The 17886-nt window shown below is 60.9% G+C and carries 20 protein-coding genes and 1 pseudogene; 12 read left to right on the top strand and 9 right to left on the bottom strand.

All coding sequences use genetic code 11. The features are described from left to right. Positions 1–208 precede the first annotated feature (208 nt). The 6 genes from hemA (at position 209) to PMI34_RS25100 (ending at position 5582) form a co-directional block, all read left to right on the top strand. Complete coding sequence (hemA, locus tag PMI34_RS25075) at positions 209–1498, top strand: glutamyl-tRNA reductase (RefSeq protein ID WP_008046034.1); 1290 nt, start codon at positions 209–211, stop codon at positions 1496–1498. Next, positions 1495–2577 (top strand): peptide chain release factor 1, encoded by a 1083-nt coding sequence (gene prfA, locus PMI34_RS25080; protein ID WP_007981853.1) that lies wholly within the window; start codon positions 1495–1497, stop codon positions 2575–2577. The genes hemA and prfA overlap by 4 nt, the downstream gene beginning before the upstream one ends. Next, entirely contained in the window at positions 2578–3408 is an 831-nt protein-coding gene (gene prmC, locus PMI34_RS25085) for a peptide chain release factor N(5)-glutamine methyltransferase (protein ID WP_008046033.1), read from the top strand. Continuing rightward, positions 3402–4157, top strand: coding sequence for a molybdopterin-synthase adenylyltransferase MoeB (locus PMI34_RS25090; RefSeq protein WP_008046032.1), 756 nt, complete (start codon positions 3402–3404; stop codon positions 4155–4157). Before prmC ends, PMI34_RS25090 begins: the two co-directional genes overlap by 7 nt. Continuing rightward, complete coding sequence (murI, locus tag PMI34_RS25095; RefSeq protein ID WP_008046031.1) at positions 4150–4941, top strand: glutamate racemase; 792 nt, start codon at positions 4150–4152, stop codon at positions 4939–4941. The genes PMI34_RS25090 and murI overlap by 8 nt, the downstream gene beginning before the upstream one ends. 122 nt (positions 4942–5063) lie before the next feature. Next, a complete protein-coding gene (locus PMI34_RS25100) occupies positions 5064–5582 on the top strand; it encodes an acyloxyacyl hydrolase (RefSeq protein WP_008046030.1) in 519 nt (172 codons plus the stop codon). A 131-nt stretch (positions 5583–5713) separates the two neighbouring features. Here PMI34_RS25100 and PMI34_RS25105 read toward each other — a convergent pair whose 3' ends face one another. The 7 genes and pseudogenes from PMI34_RS25105 to PMI34_RS25130 form a co-directional block, all read right to left on the bottom strand. Further along, on the bottom strand, positions 5714–6019 hold the full coding sequence (locus tag PMI34_RS25105; RefSeq protein WP_007981864.1) for a YkgJ family cysteine cluster protein: 306 nt from the start codon (positions 6017–6019) through the stop codon (positions 5714–5716). A 98-nt stretch (positions 6020–6117) separates the two neighbouring features. Beyond that, positions 6118–6900: an SDR family NAD(P)-dependent oxidoreductase gene (locus tag PMI34_RS25110; RefSeq protein ID WP_008046013.1), complete on the bottom strand. Its 783-nt coding sequence runs from the start codon at positions 6898–6900 to the stop codon at positions 6118–6120. Beyond that, positions 6897–6995: pseudogene (locus PMI34_RS29100) on the bottom strand (nuclear transport factor 2 family protein); the annotation flags it as partial. The gene PMI34_RS25110 and the pseudogene PMI34_RS29100, both read right to left, overlap by 4 nt. A gap of 2 nt (positions 6996–6997) precedes the next feature. Next, complete coding sequence (phrB, locus tag PMI34_RS25115; RefSeq protein ID WP_008046011.1) at positions 6998–8440, bottom strand: deoxyribodipyrimidine photo-lyase; 1443 nt, start codon at positions 8438–8440, stop codon at positions 6998–7000. A gap of 21 nt (positions 8441–8461) precedes the next feature. Further along, complete coding sequence (locus PMI34_RS25120; RefSeq protein ID WP_008046009.1) at positions 8462–9403, bottom strand: MerR family transcriptional regulator; 942 nt, start codon at positions 9401–9403, stop codon at positions 8462–8464. Continuing rightward, on the bottom strand, positions 9403–10362 hold the full coding sequence (locus PMI34_RS25125; RefSeq protein ID WP_008046008.1) for a YbgA family protein: 960 nt from the start codon (positions 10360–10362) through the stop codon (positions 9403–9405). The genes PMI34_RS25120 and PMI34_RS25125 overlap by 1 nt, the downstream gene beginning before the upstream one ends. A gap of 155 nt (positions 10363–10517) precedes the next feature. Further along, the gene (locus PMI34_RS25130) at positions 10518–11504 is read right to left on the bottom strand and encodes an NAD(P)/FAD-dependent oxidoreductase (protein WP_008046007.1); all 987 of its coding nucleotides are present in this window, start codon (positions 11502–11504) and stop codon (positions 10518–10520) included. A gap of 196 nt (positions 11505–11700) precedes the next feature. Between PMI34_RS25130 and PMI34_RS25135 the strand changes: the two genes are divergently transcribed. Continuing rightward, positions 11701–12603, top strand: a complete 903-nt coding sequence (locus PMI34_RS25135; RefSeq protein ID WP_008046006.1) for a TIGR01777 family oxidoreductase — start codon at positions 11701–11703, stop codon at positions 12601–12603. A gap of 13 nt (positions 12604–12616) precedes the next feature. Then, on the top strand, positions 12617–13639 hold the full coding sequence (hemH, locus tag PMI34_RS25140) for a ferrochelatase (RefSeq protein ID WP_008046002.1): 1023 nt from the start codon (positions 12617–12619) through the stop codon (positions 13637–13639). Between the two features lie 120 nt (positions 13640–13759). Here the strand turns inward: hemH and PMI34_RS25145 are convergent, their stop codons facing one another. Both PMI34_RS25145 and upp read right to left on the bottom strand, forming a co-directional pair. After that, positions 13760–15034, bottom strand: a complete 1275-nt coding sequence (locus PMI34_RS25145; protein WP_008046000.1) for a uracil-xanthine permease family protein — start codon at positions 15032–15034, stop codon at positions 13760–13762. A 2-nt stretch (positions 15035–15036) separates the two neighbouring features. Further along, entirely contained in the window at positions 15037–15675 is a 639-nt protein-coding gene (gene upp, locus PMI34_RS25150) for a uracil phosphoribosyltransferase (protein WP_008045998.1), read from the bottom strand. A 163-nt stretch (positions 15676–15838) separates the two neighbouring features. On the opposite strand from upp, the gene PMI34_RS25155 reads away from it, so the two are divergent. The 4 genes from PMI34_RS25155 (at position 15839) to PMI34_RS25170 (ending at position 17873) form a co-directional block, all read left to right on the top strand. Next, on the top strand, positions 15839–16396 hold the full coding sequence (locus tag PMI34_RS25155) for a hypoxanthine-guanine phosphoribosyltransferase (RefSeq protein ID WP_008045996.1): 558 nt from the start codon (positions 15839–15841) through the stop codon (positions 16394–16396). A 4-nt stretch (positions 16397–16400) separates the two neighbouring features. Beyond that, positions 16401–16874 (top strand): WbuC family cupin fold metalloprotein, encoded by a 474-nt coding sequence (locus PMI34_RS25160; RefSeq protein WP_008045994.1) that lies wholly within the window; start codon positions 16401–16403, stop codon positions 16872–16874. 168 nt (positions 16875–17042) lie between these two features. After that, on the top strand, positions 17043–17522 hold the full coding sequence (locus PMI34_RS25165) for a hypothetical protein (RefSeq protein WP_008045992.1): 480 nt from the start codon (positions 17043–17045) through the stop codon (positions 17520–17522). Positions 17523–17585: 63 nt separating this feature from the next. Continuing rightward, entirely contained in the window at positions 17586–17873 is a 288-nt protein-coding gene (locus PMI34_RS25170; protein ID WP_008045991.1) for a PA4642 family protein, read from the top strand. Positions 17874–17886 lie beyond the last annotated feature (13 nt).

Raw genomic sequence — 17886 nt, 5'->3', positions numbered from 1 at the left:
CGGATCATCATGACACAAGCTTTCGGCCAAACATAACCGGCCCGGCAATTTACCTGCCAACCCGATCCGGATCACCCTGATGCCTGTGTAAACGAGAACTGCTCGCAACCCGCAGCAGCGCCTGATGGCGCGATAGATATCGAGTAGTTGTTCTGACTCCGTCGAAGTAGGACAATTGTCGGCTTCACGTCACCATCAGCGACTTTGAATGGCCTTCCTTGCACTCGGTATTAACCACAAGACTGCTTCAGTAGACGTCCGCGAGCGCGTGGCTTTTACCCCTGAGCAGCTGGTTGAGGCCTTGCAGCAGCTCTGCCGACTCACCGACAGCCGCGAAGCTGCGATCCTCTCCACCTGCAATCGCAGTGAACTCTATATAGAACAGGATCACCTGTCGGCGGAGATCGTGCTGCGCTGGCTGGCCGAATATCATCATTTGAGCTACGACGAGCTGCGCGAAAGCGCCTATGTGCATGAAGATGATGCGGCAGTTCGTCACATGATGCGGGTCGCTTCCGGGCTCGACTCGCTGGTGTTGGGCGAACCGCAGATTCTCGGCCAGATGAAATCGGCCTATGCCGTGGCCCGCGAGGCCGGGACTATCGGGCCATTGCTCGGGCGCTTGTTCCAGGCCACGTTCAATGCGGCCAAGCAGGTGCGCACCGACACGGCCATCGGCGAGAACCCGGTGTCGGTGGCGTTTGCCGCGGTGAGCCTGGCCAAGCAGATTTTCAGCGACCTGCAACGCAGCCAGGCCTTGTTGATCGGCGCCGGCGAGACCATCACTCTGGTCGCCCGCCATCTGCATGACCTGGGTGTAAAACGCATAGTGGTCGCCAACCGTACCCTGGAGCGCGCGAGCATCCTGGCCGAGCAGTTTGGCGCCCATGCGGTGTTGTTGTCGGATATTCCGGCAGAGCTGGTGCGCAGCGATATCGTCATCAGTTCCACCGCCAGCCAGTTGCCGATCCTGGGCAAGGGGGCGGTGGAAAGCGCCTTGAAACTGCGCAAGCACAAACCGATCTTCATGGTGGATATCGCTGTTCCGCGAGACATCGAGCCAGAAGTCGGCGAACTGGACGACGTTTACCTCTATAGCGTCGACGATCTCCACGAAGTGGTCGCCGAGAACCTCAAGAGCCGTCAGGGCGCAGCCCAGGCCGCCGAAGAGATGGTCTCGGTCGGCGCCGAAGACTTCATGATCCGCCTGCGTGAATTGGCGGCGGTGGACGTGCTCAAGGCCTATCGTCAACAGAGCGAACGCCTGCGCGACGAAGAATTGCAAAAGGCCCAGCGCATGCTGGCCAACGGCAGCAGTGCCGAAGAGGTGCTGGTGCAACTGGCCCGCGGGCTGACCAACAAACTGTTGCACGCACCGAGCGTGCAGTTGAAAAAGCTCTCTGCCGAAGGTCGCCTGGATGCGCTGGCGATGGCCCAGGAACTCTTTGCCCTCGGTGAGGGCTCATCGGATAGCTTTTCGGATAAAAAACCGCAATGAAAGCGTCACTGCTCAATAAGCTGGATATCCTCCAGGACCGTTTCGAGGAATTGACTGCCCTGCTGGGCGACGGCGAGGTCATTTCCGATCAGAACAAATTCCGCACCTATTCCAAGGAGTACGCGGAAGTTGAACCGATCGTGGGCGCCTATAAAGAACTGCTGAAAGTGCAGGACGACCTTGAAGGCGCCCAGGCACTGCTCAAGGACAGCGACCCGGACATGCGTGAAATGGCCGTGGAAGAAGTCCGCGAAGCCAAGGAGCGCCTGGTCACGCTCGAAGCCGACCTGCAGCGCATGCTGCTGCCCAAGGACCCGAACGACGGGCGCAACGTGTTCCTCGAGATCCGTGCCGGTACCGGCGGTGACGAAGCGGCGATTTTCTCCGGCGACCTGTTCCGCATGTATTCGCGTTATGCCGAGCGTCGTGGCTGGCGGGTGGAGATCCTCTCGGAAAACGAGGGTGAGCACGGCGGCTATAAAGAGGTGATTGCCCGGGTCGAGGGCGACAACGTCTATGGCAAGCTGAAGTTCGAATCCGGCGCACACCGTGTGCAGCGGGTTCCGGCGACCGAGTCCCAGGGCCGCATCCACACCTCGGCCTGCACCGTGGCGGTACTGCCCGAGCCGGACGAACAGGAGGCCATCGAGATCAACCCGGCGGACCTGCGCATCGACACCTATCGCTCCTCCGGCGCCGGTGGCCAGCACGTCAACAAGACCGACTCGGCGATCCGTATCACGCACTTGCCGTCCGGCATCGTGGTCGAGTGCCAGGAAGAGCGTTCGCAGCACAAGAACCGCGCACGGGCGATGTCCTGGTTGTCGGCCAAGCTGAACGATCAGCAGACCTCCGCCGCGGCCAACGCCATCGCCAGCGAGCGCAAGTTGCTGGTCGGCTCCGGCGACCGATCCGAGCGCATCCGCACCTATAATTTTGCCCAGGGCCGGGTCACCGACCACCGGGTCAACCTGACCTTGTATTCCCTCGACGAGATCCTCGCCGGCGGTGTCGAGGCGGTGATCGAGCCGTTGCTGGCCGAGTACCAGGCCGATCAACTGGCAGCGATAGGTGAGTAAATGACGATCATTGCCAGTTTGTTGCGCGCCGCCGATTTACCTGACTCCCCGACGGCGCGTCTGGATGCCGAACTGCTGCTGGCGGCGGCCTTGGGCAAGTCCCGCAGTTTCCTGCACACCTGGCCGGAGCGTATCGTGCCGAGTGAAGCGGCACTGACGTTCGCCGAATATTTGCAGCGCCGACGCAGCGGTGAGCCGGTGGCCTATATCCTCGGCCAGCAGGGTTTCTGGAAGCTGGACCTGGAAGTGGCGCCGCACACGCTGATTCCGCGCCCCGACACCGAGTTGCTGGTGGAAGCCGCGCTGGAACTGCTGCCGGCCACTCCCGCCAAGGTACTCGACCTCGGCACCGGCAGCGGCGCGATTGCCCTGGCCCTGGCCAGCGAACGTCCGGCCTGGAACGTCACTGCCGTGGATCGCGTGCTGGAAGCCGTGGCCCTGGCCGAGCGCAATCGCCAGCGTCTGCACCTGAACAACGCCACCGTGCTGAGCAGCCATTGGTTCAGCGCCTTGGAAGGCCAGCGTTTTCAACTGATCATCAGTAATCCGCCCTACATCTCAGCGGCCGATCCGCATCTGGTCGAGGGCGATGTGCGCTTCGAACCGTCCAGCGCCCTGGTGGCCGGTGTCGACGGGCTCGACGATCTGCGCCTGATCGTCGCCCAGGCACCGGACCATCTGGAGGCCGGTGGCTGGCTGATGCTCGAGCACGGCTATGATCAGGCCGAGGCGGTCCGCGATTTGCTGCTGACCCGGGGTTTTGAAGAAGTCCACAGCCGTACCGATCTGGGCGGTCATCAACGCATCAGTCTGGGGCGCCTGCCGTGCTGAATGATCAGGAGTTGCTGCGTTACAGCCGGCAGATTCTGCTGCAACACATCGATATCGACGGCCAGTTGCGGCTCAAGGAAAGCCGCGTATTGATCGTCGGTCTTGGCGGCCTTGGCGCGCCAGTGGCGCTGTATCTGGCGGCCGCCGGCGTTGGCGAGTTGCACCTGGCGGACTTTGACACGGTCGACCTGACCAATCTGCAACGCCAGATCATTCACGACACCGACAGCGTCGGCATGACCAAGGTCGATTCGGCAATCAAGCGCCTGAGCGCGATCAACCCCGAGATCCAGCTGATCGCCCATCGTGCGGCGCTGGACGAAGATTCCCTGGCCGCCGTGGTGGCCGGGGTGGATCTGGTCCTCGATTGTTCCGACAATTTTTCCACCCGTGAAGCGGTCAATGCCGCTTGCGTAGCCGCCGGCAAACCGCTGGTTAGCGGCGCGGCGATTCGCCTCGAAGGGCAACTGTCGGTATTTGATCCGCGTCGGCCGGAGAGTCCGTGCTACCACTGTTTATACGGGCACGGCAGCGAAGCTGAATTGACCTGTAGCGAGGCCGGCGTGGTCGGTCCGCTGGTGGGGCTGGTCGGCAGTCTGCAAGCGCTCGAAGCACTGAAGTTGCTGGCCGGATTCGGCGAGCCGCTGGTGGGGCGCCTGTTGTTGATCGATGCCTTGGGCACGCGCTTCCGTGAGTTGCGGGTCAAGCGTGATCCGGGTTGCAGCGTCTGTGGGTCGAAACATGCGTGAAGCGCCGATTGGCGTGTTCGACTCCGGTGTCGGGGGGCTCTCGGTACTGGCCGAGATCCAGCGATTGCTGCCCAATGAGTCTCTGTTGTATGTCGCCGACTGCGGGAATATTCCCTACGGCGAGAAAACCCCGGAATTTATCCAGCAACGTTGCAGCGTGATGGCCGACTTCTTTCGGCAACAGGGCGCCAAGGCCCTGGTGCTGGCGTGCAACACGGCGACGGTTGCCGGTGTCGCCGACTTGCGTCGCGACTATCCGCAATGGCCCATCGTCGGCATGGAGCCGGCGGTCAAGCCGGCCGCCGCCGCAACCCGCTCCGGTGTGGTGGGGGTGCTGGCCACTACCGGTACCTTGCAGAGCGCCAAGTTCGCCGCATTGCTCGACCGTTTCGCCACGGACGTGAAGGTGATCACCCAGCCCTGTCCCGGGCTTGTAGAGCTGATTGAAAGCGGCGACCTGCGCAGCCCCGAGTTGCGCCAGCTGTTGGCCGGGTATGTTCGGCCACTGCTGGCCGCCGGAGCGGACACCCTGATTCTCGGCTGTACCCATTACCCCTTTCTCAAGCCGTTGCTGCGGCAGATGATCCCCGATGACATCAGCCTGATCGACACCGGCGCCGCCGTCGCACGGCAACTTCAACGTCTGCTGGCCGAAAGCGAGCTGCTCGCCGAGGGTCCGGTCCGTGAGGCGCAGTTCTGGACCAGCGCTGATCCGCTACATTTCAGAAATATCTTGCCGATACTGTGGAATACCTCTGGTGTTGTGCGAAGCTTCAACAGGTAGAAGGCTGTCCGGGGGGAATACGAAGAGTCGGGTGAACTTCTGATAAATCGCTGACTTCTATAGTTTTTCAGGGTTTGGCAACAAAAAAACCATACGAAATCGTTCACAAAAGGAAGTTTCAAGTGAAGCGACTATTCTGCTTGGCCGCGATTGCGGCCGCACTGATGGGGCACACTTTTACCGCGCAGGCGGCAGGTGTGGAGTTCGCGGTTGGTCAGACCAGCGATTCGACCATGACGTATCGGCTGGGCATGCAATTCGATTGGGATCAGAGCTGGTGCCAGAGTGATATTGGTCGCGTGACCGGTTACTGGAGCGGCGCCTACACCTATTGGGAAGGCGACAAGACGTCGAGCAATAACAGCCTGTCGTTCTCCCCGGTGTTCGTTTACGAGTTTGCCGGCCAGAACGTCAAGCCCTACGTTGAAGCAGGCATTGGCGTGGCGGCGTTCTCCAATACGCGAATCGAAGACAACAACCTGGGCAGTTCTTTCCAGTTTGAAGATCGGTTCGGTTTTGGCCTGCGCTTCAATGGCGGCCACGAAGTCGGGGTCCGCGCGACGCACTATTCCAACGCCGGGCTCGCCAGTTCCAACGATGGTGTAGAAAGCTACTCGCTGCATTACACGTTGCCGTTGTAAGCACCGATGCTGCACTAAATGTGGGAGCGGGCTTGCTCGCGAAAGCAGTGGATCAGCCGACACTGTAATCGACTGACCTGACGCTTTCGCGAGCAAGCCCGCTCCCACATTGGTATTGGGACAACTTCAGACTAGCGATACGCCGTCGAAATCCCCTGGCGTTCGTCGATGCACTCCGGTGCACCCATTTCGAACTCCCGGCAGATCAGCGGGCGTTTTTCGTAGATGGTGCACATCATCGTGTTGCGATCCAGCGCGGCACACCAACCGTCATCCAGGCGCAGCATCACTTCCCCGCCCCAGTCATCGGTATCGATGAACCGTTCAGGCACACCCGTATCGGTGATCAGCATGACTTCGAGCTGGCAGCAGCAGGCTGCGCAGGTCGAGCAGGTGACCGCGGGTTCCGCGATTTGCGTATGGGGGATGGTTTTCATGGCGCGCAGTGTAAGGCAGTCGCCGGGTGCTGTGTGGAAGGTCTGACGGACGCTCAAGGATCGAACGTCCGGGATGCCGTTGCCGAAGATGGCGCTTTTTACGGTTGATCCTTGATCGGCGGCTGGCTGCGCACCATGGGTTTGCCGATCTCCAGTTTCACTTGGTCCGGCCGTCTGGAGAGCGGCCAGAGGGCGGCCATGAACGCTGCCGGGAAAGCGATCTCCAACGGGCGGTCCTTGAGTTTGTCGAAGATGTGCCGCGCGGCTTTCTCCACCGACCAGCTCAAGGCCATGGGGGAGTCGTTTTTCGCCGTCAGAGGCGCCTCGACAACCCCGGGGCTGATCACTGTGAGTTCTATGCCTTCCGGGGCCAGGTCAACGCGCAGGGATTCGAACAGGTAACGCAGCCCGGCCTTCGAGGTGCCGCAGGCTTCTGCCTTGGGCAGCGGCAGGTAGGTCACCGTACTGGCCATGGCTACCATATGCGGTGCGGTGCCGGCCCGCAGCAAAGGCACGGCAGCGTCAATGCAATAATTACTGGCCAACAGATTGGTACGCACCACGTGCTCGACAATCGACGCATCGAACTGCTTGGCATCCACGTACTCGCAGGTGCCGGCGTTGAGTATCACGGTGTCCAGCGAGCCCCAGTCCTCGGCAATCTGCTCGCCGATCTCACGTACGGTCTGGCTGTTGGTCAGGTCCCCGGCGACCACCAGTACCTGCCCCGGGTAACGTAGCGACAAGCCTTTGAGTGGTGCCACGGTGCGCGAACTGACGGCCAGGTGTGCACCGGTCTTGAGGATTTCTTCGGCAAGGGCGGCACCGATGCCGCTGCTTGCACCCGTCAGCCAGTATCGTCGTGCGAGTGTCCGACTCATCCCAATCTCCTTTTCACCCGGGTAATTGCCCGGCCCAATACGGGTAATTGTCCATAATGCAAAGCCCCGGCATCGAAGTCATCCCGGTGGCGGTAATTCATGACCCAACGGCGGCGTATTGCCGCGAGGGCAGGTTTTTGAATGCCGTCAACGCACGCGTACGAGAAGTACTCAGGTCGACGATCGCTGAGGGGTAATCCACAACACCGAAAAGGCCGCCGAGATTGGCGGGGTTGTGCACGTCTTTTTTATTCAAGCCGGCCAGTTCCGGCAGCCATTGCTTGATGAATACGCCTTCGGGGTCGAATTTTTCCGACTGGCTCAACGGGTTGAAAATCCGGAAGTAAGGCGCCGGGTCGGTGCCGGTGGAGGAACTCCACTGCCAGCCACCATTGTTTGCCGCCAGGTCGCCATCGATCAGGTGACGCATGAAAAAGCGTTCGCCTTCGCGCCAGTCGATCAGCAGGTTTTTGGTCAGGAACATCGCCACCACCATGCGCAGGCGGTTATGCATCCAGCCGGTTGCCAACAGTTGGCGCATGGCGGCGTCGATGATTGGCAAGCCGGTACGCGCCTGTTGCCAGGCGGCCAGTTCTTCGGGGGCATTGCGCCAGGCCAGCGCTTCGGTTTCCGGACGAAACGCGCGGTGCCGGGAAACCCGTGGGTAGCCCACCAGTATGTGTTTGTAGAACTCGCGCCACAGCAGTTCGTTGATCCAGGTGACGGCGCCGGTCTTGCCGCTTTCGAATTCACCCTGATTGCTGTTCAAGGCCGCGTGCAGGCATTGGCGCACAGAAATCACCCCGGCGGCCAGATAGGCTGAAAGCTGACTGGTGCCGGACTTCGCCGGGAAGTCCCGTTCGCTTTGATAGTGCTCGATCTGCGCATCGCTAAAGCTGTCGAGGCGATGCCTGGCTTCGGCTTCGCCCGCCGGCCACAGGTTGCGCAGGTACTCATCGGGTGTTGCAAAACCGTCGACACTCAAGGGGAGCGCATCGCTGGCAATGTTCAGCGGCGCTTGTTTGTGCGGTGCGCGGACCAGGTTGGGCAGCGAGTGGTGCAATCGTTCGTAGCAGATTTTGCGGAACTGACTGAAGACCTGAAAGTAAGTGCCGGTCCGGGTCAGCACGCTCCCGGGCTTGAACAGCAATTGATCGAGGTAGCGGCGAACTTCGATGCCTTCGGCCTGTAGGGTCCGGGCGACTGCTGCATCGCGACGGGACTCGTGGATGCCGTATTCATCGTTGAGGTGTAACGCGTCGACCTGCCACTGTCGACACAGGGTCAGCAATATCTTGGGTGCATCATCCCAGCGCGGCGCCCGGCGGATCAGCAGAGGAATGTTCAGTTGCCCCAGTTCATGGCTCAGCTGGCGCAGGTTACGCAGCCAGAAGTCCACTTTGCAGGGCGCATCGTCGTGTTCCAGCCATTGTTGCGGACTCAGCAGATACACCGCCATGCAGGGGCCGTTAGCCGCGGCGGCCGAGAGGGCGGTGTTGTCATGTAGGCGCAGGTCGCTGCGCAGCCAGATCAATTGCATTCTGCTATCCGCGGGATTCATTTAAATCAGCCCGTGCTGAACGAGTGCCTGATGTGCCGACAACGGATCTTCGGCCAGGTACAAGTCAGCGATCTCGGCAGCACTGACGGACAACTCGGTTTGGTGGATGCATACCGTTGGTCCGGCAATCATTTTTGGGCAACTGACACCTTTGAAAAGTTTCGGCAACTGCGCCGGATTCAGGGCTTTGCTTGAGTACAGCAGAACCCCGCGGGGTTGCAGAAGTTCAACGGCCAATGCCAATTCACCGACAGGCAGCGGCCAGTCGAAGACCTCCACCGGGCAATCCGCACTGCTGATCAGCCAAGCCGTGAGCCACAGGTGCGGCTCCATGGGCAGGTCCGAGTGGTTGACCAGCAGCAGCGGCGCGGTGCGCAACTGACGATTGTTATGGTAGATGCGCGCACCGAACTTGCTGCGCAGCCAGGCACAAAAAAATCCTCGCTCCATCTGCGCCCCGAACTGGCCTTGCCAGCGTTGCTCCAGAGCGGCCAGCAAAGGCATCAGCAATTGCTCGCACAGGGTTCGCGGCGGGTACAGCGCCATCGCCTGATTGACGCTGTCATCCAGGGCGCGTTCCTGCAATCGGCTGACCGCCTGCAGTAACGTTTGCAGCAAGGCGTGCCAATCGTTGTCGACGGACTCGCTGAAGGCTTGCGGCGTGTCCAGCAATGGCTTGACCTGGCTGACGGCAACGCCACGGTTGAGCCAGGTGAGGATGGCCTGGATGCGTTGCACGTGGTCGGCCGAGAACAACCGATGGCCCTTGGGTGTGCGCAGCGGCACGATCAGGCCGTAGCGCCGCTCCCAGGCGCGCAAGGTCACGGCATTGACCCCGGTTTGCCGCGCCACTTCACGGATCGGCAGCCAGCCTTCCTCCAGCGCCTTTTTAAAGTCATCGCCGAGGTCTTCGTGGGCGCTGGCGTCGAGTGCTTTTTTCATCAGATGGCGTTTCGCAGGCTGAGGTTTTCCGGATGCGGTTGCAGGTAAACCTGCTGTGCGATGTACGGATCGGGGTGTTGGCGAAAGTGATGTTTGAGCAGCGTCAGCGGCACCACCAACGGCACGATGCCCAGGCGGTACTGGCTGATCACGTGCTGCACTTCCTGCTTGTCTTCGCCGCTGATGGCCTGTTTCAGGTAGCCACAGAGGTGTTGCAGAACGTTGGTGTGAGTGCGGCGGGTGGCGCATTTTTTCAGCGCCGCCATCAGTTCGCTGAAATAGCGGGGGCCCAGTTCCTGCGGGTCGGTTTTGCCCATGTTGCCCAGCAGTTGGCCCAGGGTTTTGTATTGCACCGGGTTATGGGCCATCAGCAGGTATTTGTAGCGCGAGTGAAAGTCCGTGAGGCTGCGCCGGGTCATGCCCTCCTGGCGTAGTTGCTGCCAGGCGCTGTAGGCGAACACCCGGGTGAGGAAGTTTTCCCGCAGTACCGGATCGTTAAGCCGGCCGTCCTCCTCCACCGGCAAGTCCGGGTGCCGCAGGCAGAAGGTCCGGGCGTAGATCCCGCGTCCGACACTGTCCGGCCGTGCGCCGTTGGTGTGGTAGACCTTGACTCGCTCCAGGCCACAGGACGGGGAATTTTGCATGAAGATGTAGCCGCAGATATCCCCCAACTGCGCTGCCATGTCCCGGCCGTAGGTGGTCAGCGGTTGTGTCACGTTAAGGTTGGGATCAAGGGTGCCCACGGCTTCGGGTTGATCCGCACTGCCCACCAGCCGAATCGGTTGGCGGGGGACGCCCAGGCCGATGGCCACTTCAGGGCAGACCGGGATGAAGTCGAAGTAATCGGTGAGGGTGCGGCTGCACAGTCGCGATGCCTTGTGCCCGCCGTTATAGCGCACGTCGAGCCCCATCAGGCAGGCGCTGATGGCGATTTTCGGTTTGGCGGGGGCGTGGAACATCGGAGTACCTCGAATCTGAACCTGTACAAACATTCGGGTCTGTACAAGATAACTTCATCATAGATTCGAAGTTATACAAGTCAATTTTTTTGTATAGGTTTTTTGACGGGCTGCTGTCAGGGGCGACAGCAGCGATTTGCTCGGATTGATGCTCTTTACTGCAGGTGCTCATGCAAGCGGCGGGCGGCTTCCTGACCGCTGAGCCAGGCTCCCTCGACGCGTCCGGACAGGCACCAGTCGCCACAGGCGTAGAGCCCCAGGTCGGCATCGGCCAGGGTGCCCCATTCGTGACTGCTGGCGGGGCGGGCGTAGAGCCAGCGGTGGGCGAGGCTGAAGCTCGGCGCGGGCATGGAATCGTGCAGCAGTTCGGCAAACGCGCCGTGCAACTGCTCGATCACCGCCTCCTTGGACAGGTCGATGTGCTGGCGACTCCAGGCGCTGGTGGCATGCAGCACCCAAGTGTCGAGGGTGTTGTCGCGTCCAGGTTTGCTGCGGTTGCGGGCCAGCCAGTCCAGCGGGCTGTCCTGTACGAAGCAGCCTTCCATGGGCGTTTCCAGCGGCGTTTCGAACGCCAGCGCGACGGCCCAGGTGGGGTCCATTTTCACACCGGCCGCGGCGCCAGCGAGTTTCGGTGCTGATGCCAGAAGCGCCGTGGCCTGTGGGGCTGGCGTGGCGATGACCACGTGGCTGAACGGACCGTGGGTGAAGCCTTCGGCGTCCTGCAGATGCCAGTGTTCTTCGCCGCGATAGACCTCGGTGATCCGGCAGGCGAAATGCACTTCGAGGTCGCCGATCAGGGCACGGGTGATGGCGCTCATGCGGGGCGTGCCGACCCAGCGGGTCTGCTCGTCCGGTGACAGGTTGAGTTGGCCGCCATGGAAGGTGTACAGCTGCGGCGTCCACTCGGCGACCCAGCCTTTGGCCTGCCAGCGCTGGACTTCCGTGACAAAGCGGCGGTCGCGGGCGGTGAAGTATTGCGCGCCCATGTCCAGAGCCCCCGCATCGCTGCGCTTGCTCGACATGCGCCCGCCGCTGCCGCGGCTTTTATCGAACAGCTGAACCACGTGCCCGAGGTCCGTCAGGGCCTGGGCGGCGGAGAGTCCGGCAATGCCGGTGCCGATGATTGCGATAGGTACAGTCATAGGGGCCTCGTTTACCTTTCTGTACAGACTACGCCGGGGTTCAAACCTGTACAATGTTGTTTTTTGGTATAACTTTTAGCGTTCTCGTTCTGACAGCTTGGCCTATTGTTAAACATAGAGCCTGCTCGATACCAAAGATCCCTGCTTATAAAAATAGACTAATGGACAAGGTAAAACGCCACGCGAGGAAGAAGTCATGCACATATTGCTGACCGGCGGTACTGGTTTGATAGGACGTCAGCTCTGCCGGCACTGGTTGGGCCAAGGTCATCGCCTGACAGTCTGGAGTCGCCAACCTGGAAATGTCGCGAAAATATGTGGTGCCCAAGTGCGTGGAATCGCCCGTCTGGAGGATCTCGGGCAAGAACCTGTCGATGCAATTATCAATCTTGCCGGTGCGCCGATTGCCGCCCGGCCCTGGACGCACAAACGCAAAGCCCTGTTGTGGAGCAGTCGCATCTCGCTGACTGAAACCCTGCTGGCCTGGCTGGAAAGCCGCGATCAGAAACCCCAGGTGCTGATCTCCGGTTCTGCTGTCGGTTGGTATGGCGATGGTGGCGAACGTGAGTTGACCGAAGAGTCGCCACCGGTCATCGATGATTTCGCCAGTCAGTTATGCATCGCCTGGGAAGAGACCGCCCAGCGGGCTGAAGCGCTGGGCATTCGCGTCATCCTTGTCCGTACCGGGCTGGTTCTATCGGCCGAGGGCGGCTTTTTGTCGCGGCTGTTACTGCCGTTCAAGCTGGGCCTGGGAGGCCCGATCGGCAACGGCCGGCAGTGGATGCCATGGATTCATATCGACGATCAAATCGCCCTGATTGATTTTCTTGTGCATCGCAACGAGGCCAGCGGTCCCTATAATGCGTGCGCGCCCAAGCCGGTGCGCAACCGTGAGTTTGCCGAGGCATTGGGCGGCGTGCTGCATCGCCCGGTGTTCATGCCGATGCCGGCCTTCGCGTTGAAGGTGGGGCTGGGCGAGTTGTCGTTGCTGTTGCTGGGCGGCCAGCGCGCCACTCCGGTGCGTTTGTTACGGGCGGGTTTCACTTTTAAGTTCACGGATTTGCGCGCGGCTCTGGACGATCTGTCCGGTCGCCTTTGAAATAGGACGTTGCATGACCGATCACGCGTTGCTTCTGGTCAACCTGGGCTCACCTGCCTCCACTTCGGTGGCGGATGTGCGCAGTTACCTCAATCAATTTCTGATGGACCCGTACGTGATCGACCTGCCATGGCCGGTTCGACGGCTGTTGGTATCGCTGATCCTGATCAAGCGCCCCGAGCAGTCGGCCCATGCCTATGCCTCGATCTGGTGGGACGAGGGCTCGCCGCTGGTGGTGCTAAGCCGTCGCCTGCAACAAGCGATGACCCGTCAATGGCAGCACGGCCCGGTCGAACTGGCAATGCGTTATGGCGAGCCATCGATTGAATCGACACTGGTGCGCCTGGTCGCGGCGGGGCACAAACGGATCACCCTGGCGCCGCTGTATCCACAGTTCGCCGACAGCACCACGACTACGGTCATCGAAGAGGCCGGACGCGTGGTGCGCGAGAAAAACCTCGACGTGCAGTTGTCGGTGCTCCAGCCGTTCTACGACCAACCGGAATACCTCGATGCGCTGGTGGCCACGACCCGGCCGCATTTGCAGCAGGACTTCGATCACTTGCTGATGAGTTTTCATGGATTGCCGGAGCGGCATCTGAAGAAGCTCAACCCCGGTCACAGCTTCGAGGGTGGCGGTGATTGTTGCGCCGGGGCACCACCTGAGGTGGTTGCCACCTGTTATCGCGGCCAGTGCCTGCGTACGGCGGCAGAGTTTGCCAAGCGCATGGGATTGCCGGAGGGCAAGTGGTCGGTGTCGTTCCAGTCGCGCCTGGGGCGCGCCAAATGGATCGAGCCCTACACCGAAGCGCGCCTCGATGAGTTGGCCAAAAGCGGCGTGAAAAAGGTTCTGGTGATGTGCCCGGCGTTCGTTGCCGATTGCATCGAGACCCTGGAAGAGATCGGTGATCGCGGCAAGGAGCAATTCCGCGCAGCGGGGGGAGAGGACCTGGTGCTGGTGCCGTGCCTCAACGATGACCCGCATTGGGCGCGGGCGTTGAGTGCGTTGTGCGAGCGAGCGCCGTTGGTGCTTTAAAAAGCTTCGTCGGAACGCCGCCCGGAGCAAGCCCGCTCCCACAGCTGGAATGCATTCCAAATGTGGGAGCGGGCTTGCTCGCGAAGAGGGTCTTTCAGTCAGTGAAGAGTCCGAACCTGCTTAGATCAGCGGCTCCTTCGCCTTCTTGTGCTTCCAGCTGTCATTGCCCGGCAGGATCAGGTTCAAGCCAATCGCCACCACCGCGCACAGCGCGATGCCCTTGAGGCCGAAGTCATCCGGTCCGGTGCCGGTGCCGATCAACACGCCGCCGATCCCGAACACCAGGGTCACCGACACAATCACCAGATTGCGCGCCTCGCCCAGATCGATCTTGTGGCGGATCAGCGTGTTCATCCCCACCGCCGCAATCGAACCGAACAACAGGCACAGAATCCCGCCCATCACCGGCACCGGAATGCTTTGCAGCAGCGCGCCGAACTTGCCGATGAACGCCAGGCTGATGGCGAAGATCGCCGCCCAGGTCATGATTTTCGGATTGTAGTTCTTGGTCAGCATCACCGCGCCGGTTACTTCGGCGTAGGTGGTGTTGGGCGGGCCGCCGAACAGGCCGGCCGCCGTGGTGGCAATGCCATCGCCGAGCAGGGTGCGGTGCAGACCGGGCTTCTTCAGGTAATCGCGACCGGTCACGCTACCCACGGCAATCACGCCGCCGATGTGCTCGATGGCCGGGGCCAGGGCCACCGGAACGATGAACAGAATCGCCTGCCAGTTGAATTCCGGTGCGGTGAAGTGCGGGATGGCAAACCACGGTGCGGCCGCAATCTTTGCGGTATCGACGACGCCGAAGTAGAACGCCATACCAAAGCCCACCAGCACGCCGGAGATGATCGGCACCAGGCGGAAGATGCCCTTGCCGAATACCGCGACGATCAGTGTGGTCAGCAGCGCTGGCATCGAAATCATCATCGCCGTCTGGTATTGAATCAGCTCGCTACCGTCGCCAGCCTTGCCCATGGCCATGTTGGCGGCAATCGGCGCCATGGCCAGGCCGATCGAAATGATCACCGGGCCGATTACCACCGGCGGGAGCAGGCGGTCGATGAAGCCAGTGCCTTTGATCTTCACCGCGAGGCCGAGGAAGGTGTAGACGAAACCGGCCGCCATTACGCCGCCCATGGTCGCTGCCAGGCCGAACTGGCCCTTGGCGAGAATGATCGGGGTGATGAAGGCAAAGCTCGATGCCAGGAACACCGGCACCTGACGCCCGGTGACGATCTGGAACAGGATCGTCCCCAGGCCTGCGGTAAACAGCGCCACGTTCGGGTCGAGGCCGGTAATCAGCGGCATCAACACCAGGGCGCCGAAAGCCACGAACAGCATCTGTGCGCCGGACAGCACCGTGCGCCAGAGCGGATCGTTGAACTCTTGCTGCATGCTCACGCGTCCTTCTGCTTGGTGCCGAAGATCTTGTCGCCAGCATCGCCCAGGCCCGGGATGATGTAACCGTGTTCGTTCAGTTTTTGATCAATGGACGCGGTGTAGATGGTCACGTCCGGGTGAGCTTTCTCGACCACGGCAATGCCTTCCGGCGCGGCAACCAGCACCATGGCGCGGATGTCCTTGCAACCGGCCTTTTTCAGCAGGTCGATAGTGGCGACCATCGAGCCGCCGGTGGCGAGCATCGGGTCGATGATCATGGCCAGGCGTTCGTCGATCTCCGGGACCAGTTTTTCCAGGTAGGTGTGGGCTTCGAGGGTTTCCTCGTTGCGGGCCACGCCCACGGCGCTGACTTTGGCGCCCGGGATCAGGCTGAGCACACCTTCGAGCATGCCTATGCCGGCACGCAGGATCGGCACCACGGTGATTTTCTTGCCGGCGATTTTCTCGACCGATACGGTGCCGCACCAACCTTCGATATCGTAGGATTCCAGCGGCAGGTCTTTGGTGGCTTCATAGGTCAGCAGGGCGCCGACTTCCTGAGCGAGCTCACGGAAATTCTTGGTGCTGATGTCTGCGCGGCGCATCAGGCCAAGTTTATGACGGATCAGCGGGTGGCGGATCTCGAGGATGGGCATGGGAAAGGCTCCGGCGGCGGGCAAAAAAACCGGCCTAGATTAATCTATCCGAGGGTGTTGTCCTATAGACATAGAGTACGTTAGTCCACAAACGCTTGATCTGGCCGTTCGGGATGCGTACCTTTGCCCGCTTTTCCGAATCCGTCCCCCCTTGGAGAGCGCCATGTCCGCTGATCTCGAGCATATCCGTCAAATCATGCGAGAGGCTGACTGCCTGTACACCGAAGCTGAAGTCGAGGCGGCCATCGCCCGCGTCGGTGCACAAATCAACGATCAACTGGCGGACAGCAACCCGGTGGTGTTCTGTGTGATGAACGGCGGGCTGATTTTCTCCGGCAAGCTGCTGACCTACCTGCACTTCCCGTTGGAAGCGTCCTACCTGCACGCCACCCGCTATCGCAACGAAACCAGCGGCGGCGACCTGTTCTGGAAGGCCAAGCCTGAAGTTTCCTTCATCGACCGTGACGTGCTGATCATCGACGACATCCTCGACGAAGGTCACACCCTGGGCGCGATCATCGACTTCTGCAAACACGCCGGTGCCCGCAAAGTGCACACCGCCGTGCTGATCGACAAAGACCACGACCGCAAGGCCCGCCCGGACCTCAAGGCCGATTTCGTCGGTCTGCCGTGCATCGACCGCTACATCTTCGGTTACGGCATGGACTACAAAGGCTACTGGCGTAATGCTAACGGGATCTTTGCGGTTAAAGGAATGTAAGAACATGAGCGTGCCGAGCTTTCTGGATCAGACCCTGTTCGCCGAGCTGGCCGGGAAAGCCGCGGCCAATCCTCGTGGACGCCAGCATCACAACTTTCATCAGATGGAAGACGCTTGCCATCGCATGGCGGTGGGGTTGCAGCCGTCCACCTATGTCCCGCCTCACCGGCATCTGGGCGACAACAAGGCCGAAACCCTGTTGGTCCTCAAGGGGCGGCTGGGCGTGTTGATCTTTGATGAGACCGGTGCGGTGCTGAGCAAGACCGTGCTGCAGGCCGGTGGCGATTGTGTTGGCGTGGACCTGCCAACCGGTGTGTTCCACGGGTTGGTGGTGCTGGAGGCCGACAGCCTGATGTTCGAATGCAAGGCCGGTCCTTACCGCCCGGTCGGTGAGGGTGAGCTGGCGCATTGGGCGCCGCGTGAGGGCGAGCCTGGTGTTGCCGAGTATCAGGCCTGGATGCGCGCGCAATTCGATTGATTTTCTTCCTGTGGGAGCGGGCTTGCTCGCGAAGAGGGCGTGTCAGTCAACGTCAAGGCGACTGACACGCCCTCTTCGCGAGCAAGCCCGCTCCCACAGGGTGTCGTGTTCACAGCCCTGCATCCGCTTGCCCATGCTAGAGTGCCCGGCCCGACTCCGGAGCCTGCCATGAACCCTTTTATCCGCAGCTGCGCCGCCCTGTTGCTGACCCTCAGCCTGCCCCTGGCCGCGGCCCCCATGCACAGTCAATTCCTGCCACCGGACGACCTCACTCTGCGCGATGCCGATCCCGAACAGCAGCAACTGATGCAGGTCACCGATTACTCGGTGGTGGTCGGCGCTCAGCGTCAATCCAATCAACAGCCGATTCCGGTCACTTCACCGCTGATGATTCGGCTCAAGGGCAAATCCCTGAACAAGGGCGCCACCATCAGTCAGGTGCTGGTCAACTTCGATGGTGAAAGCAAAAGCCTGAAGAAGCCGGTTTACGACGAGGCGAGCAAGACCCTGACCCTTTATTACCCGCTGGCGCAATACCGGATGGTGATCGACTTGTTGCGCAACGACACGGTGTATTGCCAGTTTCTCAGCTACGCCAATGGCCATGTCTGGGCCGATCTGCACACCGGCAGCACTCGTCCGCGTTGAGCCCTGTGCCCGCGCAGGGGTAAACTGCCCGCCCCGTGAAATGTCTGCGAGCTGGAGTCGGCAATGCGTAAAGATAAAAAACAAGTGATTGGTGACGAGATCGGCGATGAGCAGATCAAGTTGTTCCTCGATTTCGAACCGGTCGACGCGACTTCTCCGTCCCTGCACAAACTGGTCAAGGCCTACCGTGGCCTGCGCATCGACGATTTCGAGCGTTTCCTGACGTTCTTCGTCGAAGCGGGATACGACGTGAATGGCAAGGATGAGCACGGCAATGACTTCGTTGCCCTGATCAAGGATCAGCGCAATGCGTCGGACTACATCGAGTTGATTGAGAAGGTTCGCGGTTAAGATCAAGAGATCG

The organism is Pseudomonas sp. GM74, from assembly GCF_000282455.1.
GTDB lineage: Bacteria > Pseudomonadota > Gammaproteobacteria > Pseudomonadales > Pseudomonadaceae > Aquipseudomonas.
The sequence above is the reverse complement of the archived record's forward strand: the minus strand, read 5'-3'. Positions and strand labels throughout refer to the sequence as shown.

What these genes read in the sequence shown, in the direction of transcription:
- hemA (WP_008046034.1), top strand. Translation starts at nt 209, where the DNA reads ATGGCCTTCCTTGCACTCGGTATTAACCACAAGACTGCTTCAGTAGAC.
- prfA (WP_007981853.1), top strand. Translation starts at nt 1,495, where the DNA reads ATGAAAGCGTCACTGCTCAATAAGCTGGATATCCTCCAGGACCGTTTC.
- prmC (WP_008046033.1), top strand. Translation starts at nt 2,578, where the DNA reads ATGACGATCATTGCCAGTTTGTTGCGCGCCGCCGATTTACCTGACTCC.
- murI (WP_008046031.1), top strand. Translation starts at nt 4,150, where the DNA reads ATGCGTGAAGCGCCGATTGGCGTGTTCGACTCCGGTGTCGGGGGGCTC.
- PMI34_RS25105 (WP_007981864.1), bottom strand. Translation starts at nt 6,019, where the DNA reads ATGAAAACCATCCCCCATACGCAAATCGCGGAACCCGCGGTCACCTGC.
- PMI34_RS25110 (WP_008046013.1), bottom strand. Translation starts at nt 6,900, where the DNA reads ATGAGTCGGACACTCGCACGACGATACTGGCTGACGGGTGCAAGCAGC.
- phrB (WP_008046011.1), bottom strand. Translation starts at nt 8,440, where the DNA reads ATGCAATTGATCTGGCTGCGCAGCGACCTGCGCCTACATGACAACACC.
- PMI34_RS25120 (WP_008046009.1), bottom strand. Translation starts at nt 9,403, where the DNA reads ATGAAAAAAGCACTCGACGCCAGCGCCCACGAAGACCTCGGCGATGAC.
- PMI34_RS25125 (WP_008046008.1), bottom strand. Translation starts at nt 10,362, where the DNA reads ATGTTCCACGCCCCCGCCAAACCGAAAATCGCCATCAGCGCCTGCCTG.
- PMI34_RS25130 (WP_008046007.1), bottom strand. Translation starts at nt 11,504, where the DNA reads ATGACTGTACCTATCGCAATCATCGGCACCGGCATTGCCGGACTCTCC.
- PMI34_RS25135 (WP_008046006.1), top strand. Translation starts at nt 11,701, where the DNA reads ATGCACATATTGCTGACCGGCGGTACTGGTTTGATAGGACGTCAGCTC.
- hemH (WP_008046002.1), top strand. Translation starts at nt 12,617, where the DNA reads ATGACCGATCACGCGTTGCTTCTGGTCAACCTGGGCTCACCTGCCTCC.
- PMI34_RS25145 (WP_008046000.1), bottom strand. Translation starts at nt 15,034, where the DNA reads ATGCAGCAAGAGTTCAACGATCCGCTCTGGCGCACGGTGCTGTCCGGC.
- upp (WP_008045998.1), bottom strand. Translation starts at nt 15,675, where the DNA reads ATGCCCATCCTCGAGATCCGCCACCCGCTGATCCGTCATAAACTTGGC.
- PMI34_RS25155 (WP_008045996.1), top strand. Translation starts at nt 15,839, where the DNA reads ATGTCCGCTGATCTCGAGCATATCCGTCAAATCATGCGAGAGGCTGAC.
- PMI34_RS25160 (WP_008045994.1), top strand. Translation starts at nt 16,401, where the DNA reads ATGAGCGTGCCGAGCTTTCTGGATCAGACCCTGTTCGCCGAGCTGGCC.
- PMI34_RS25165 (WP_008045992.1), top strand. Translation starts at nt 17,043, where the DNA reads ATGAACCCTTTTATCCGCAGCTGCGCCGCCCTGTTGCTGACCCTCAGC.
- PMI34_RS25170 (WP_008045991.1), top strand. Translation starts at nt 17,586, where the DNA reads ATGCGTAAAGATAAAAAACAAGTGATTGGTGACGAGATCGGCGATGAG.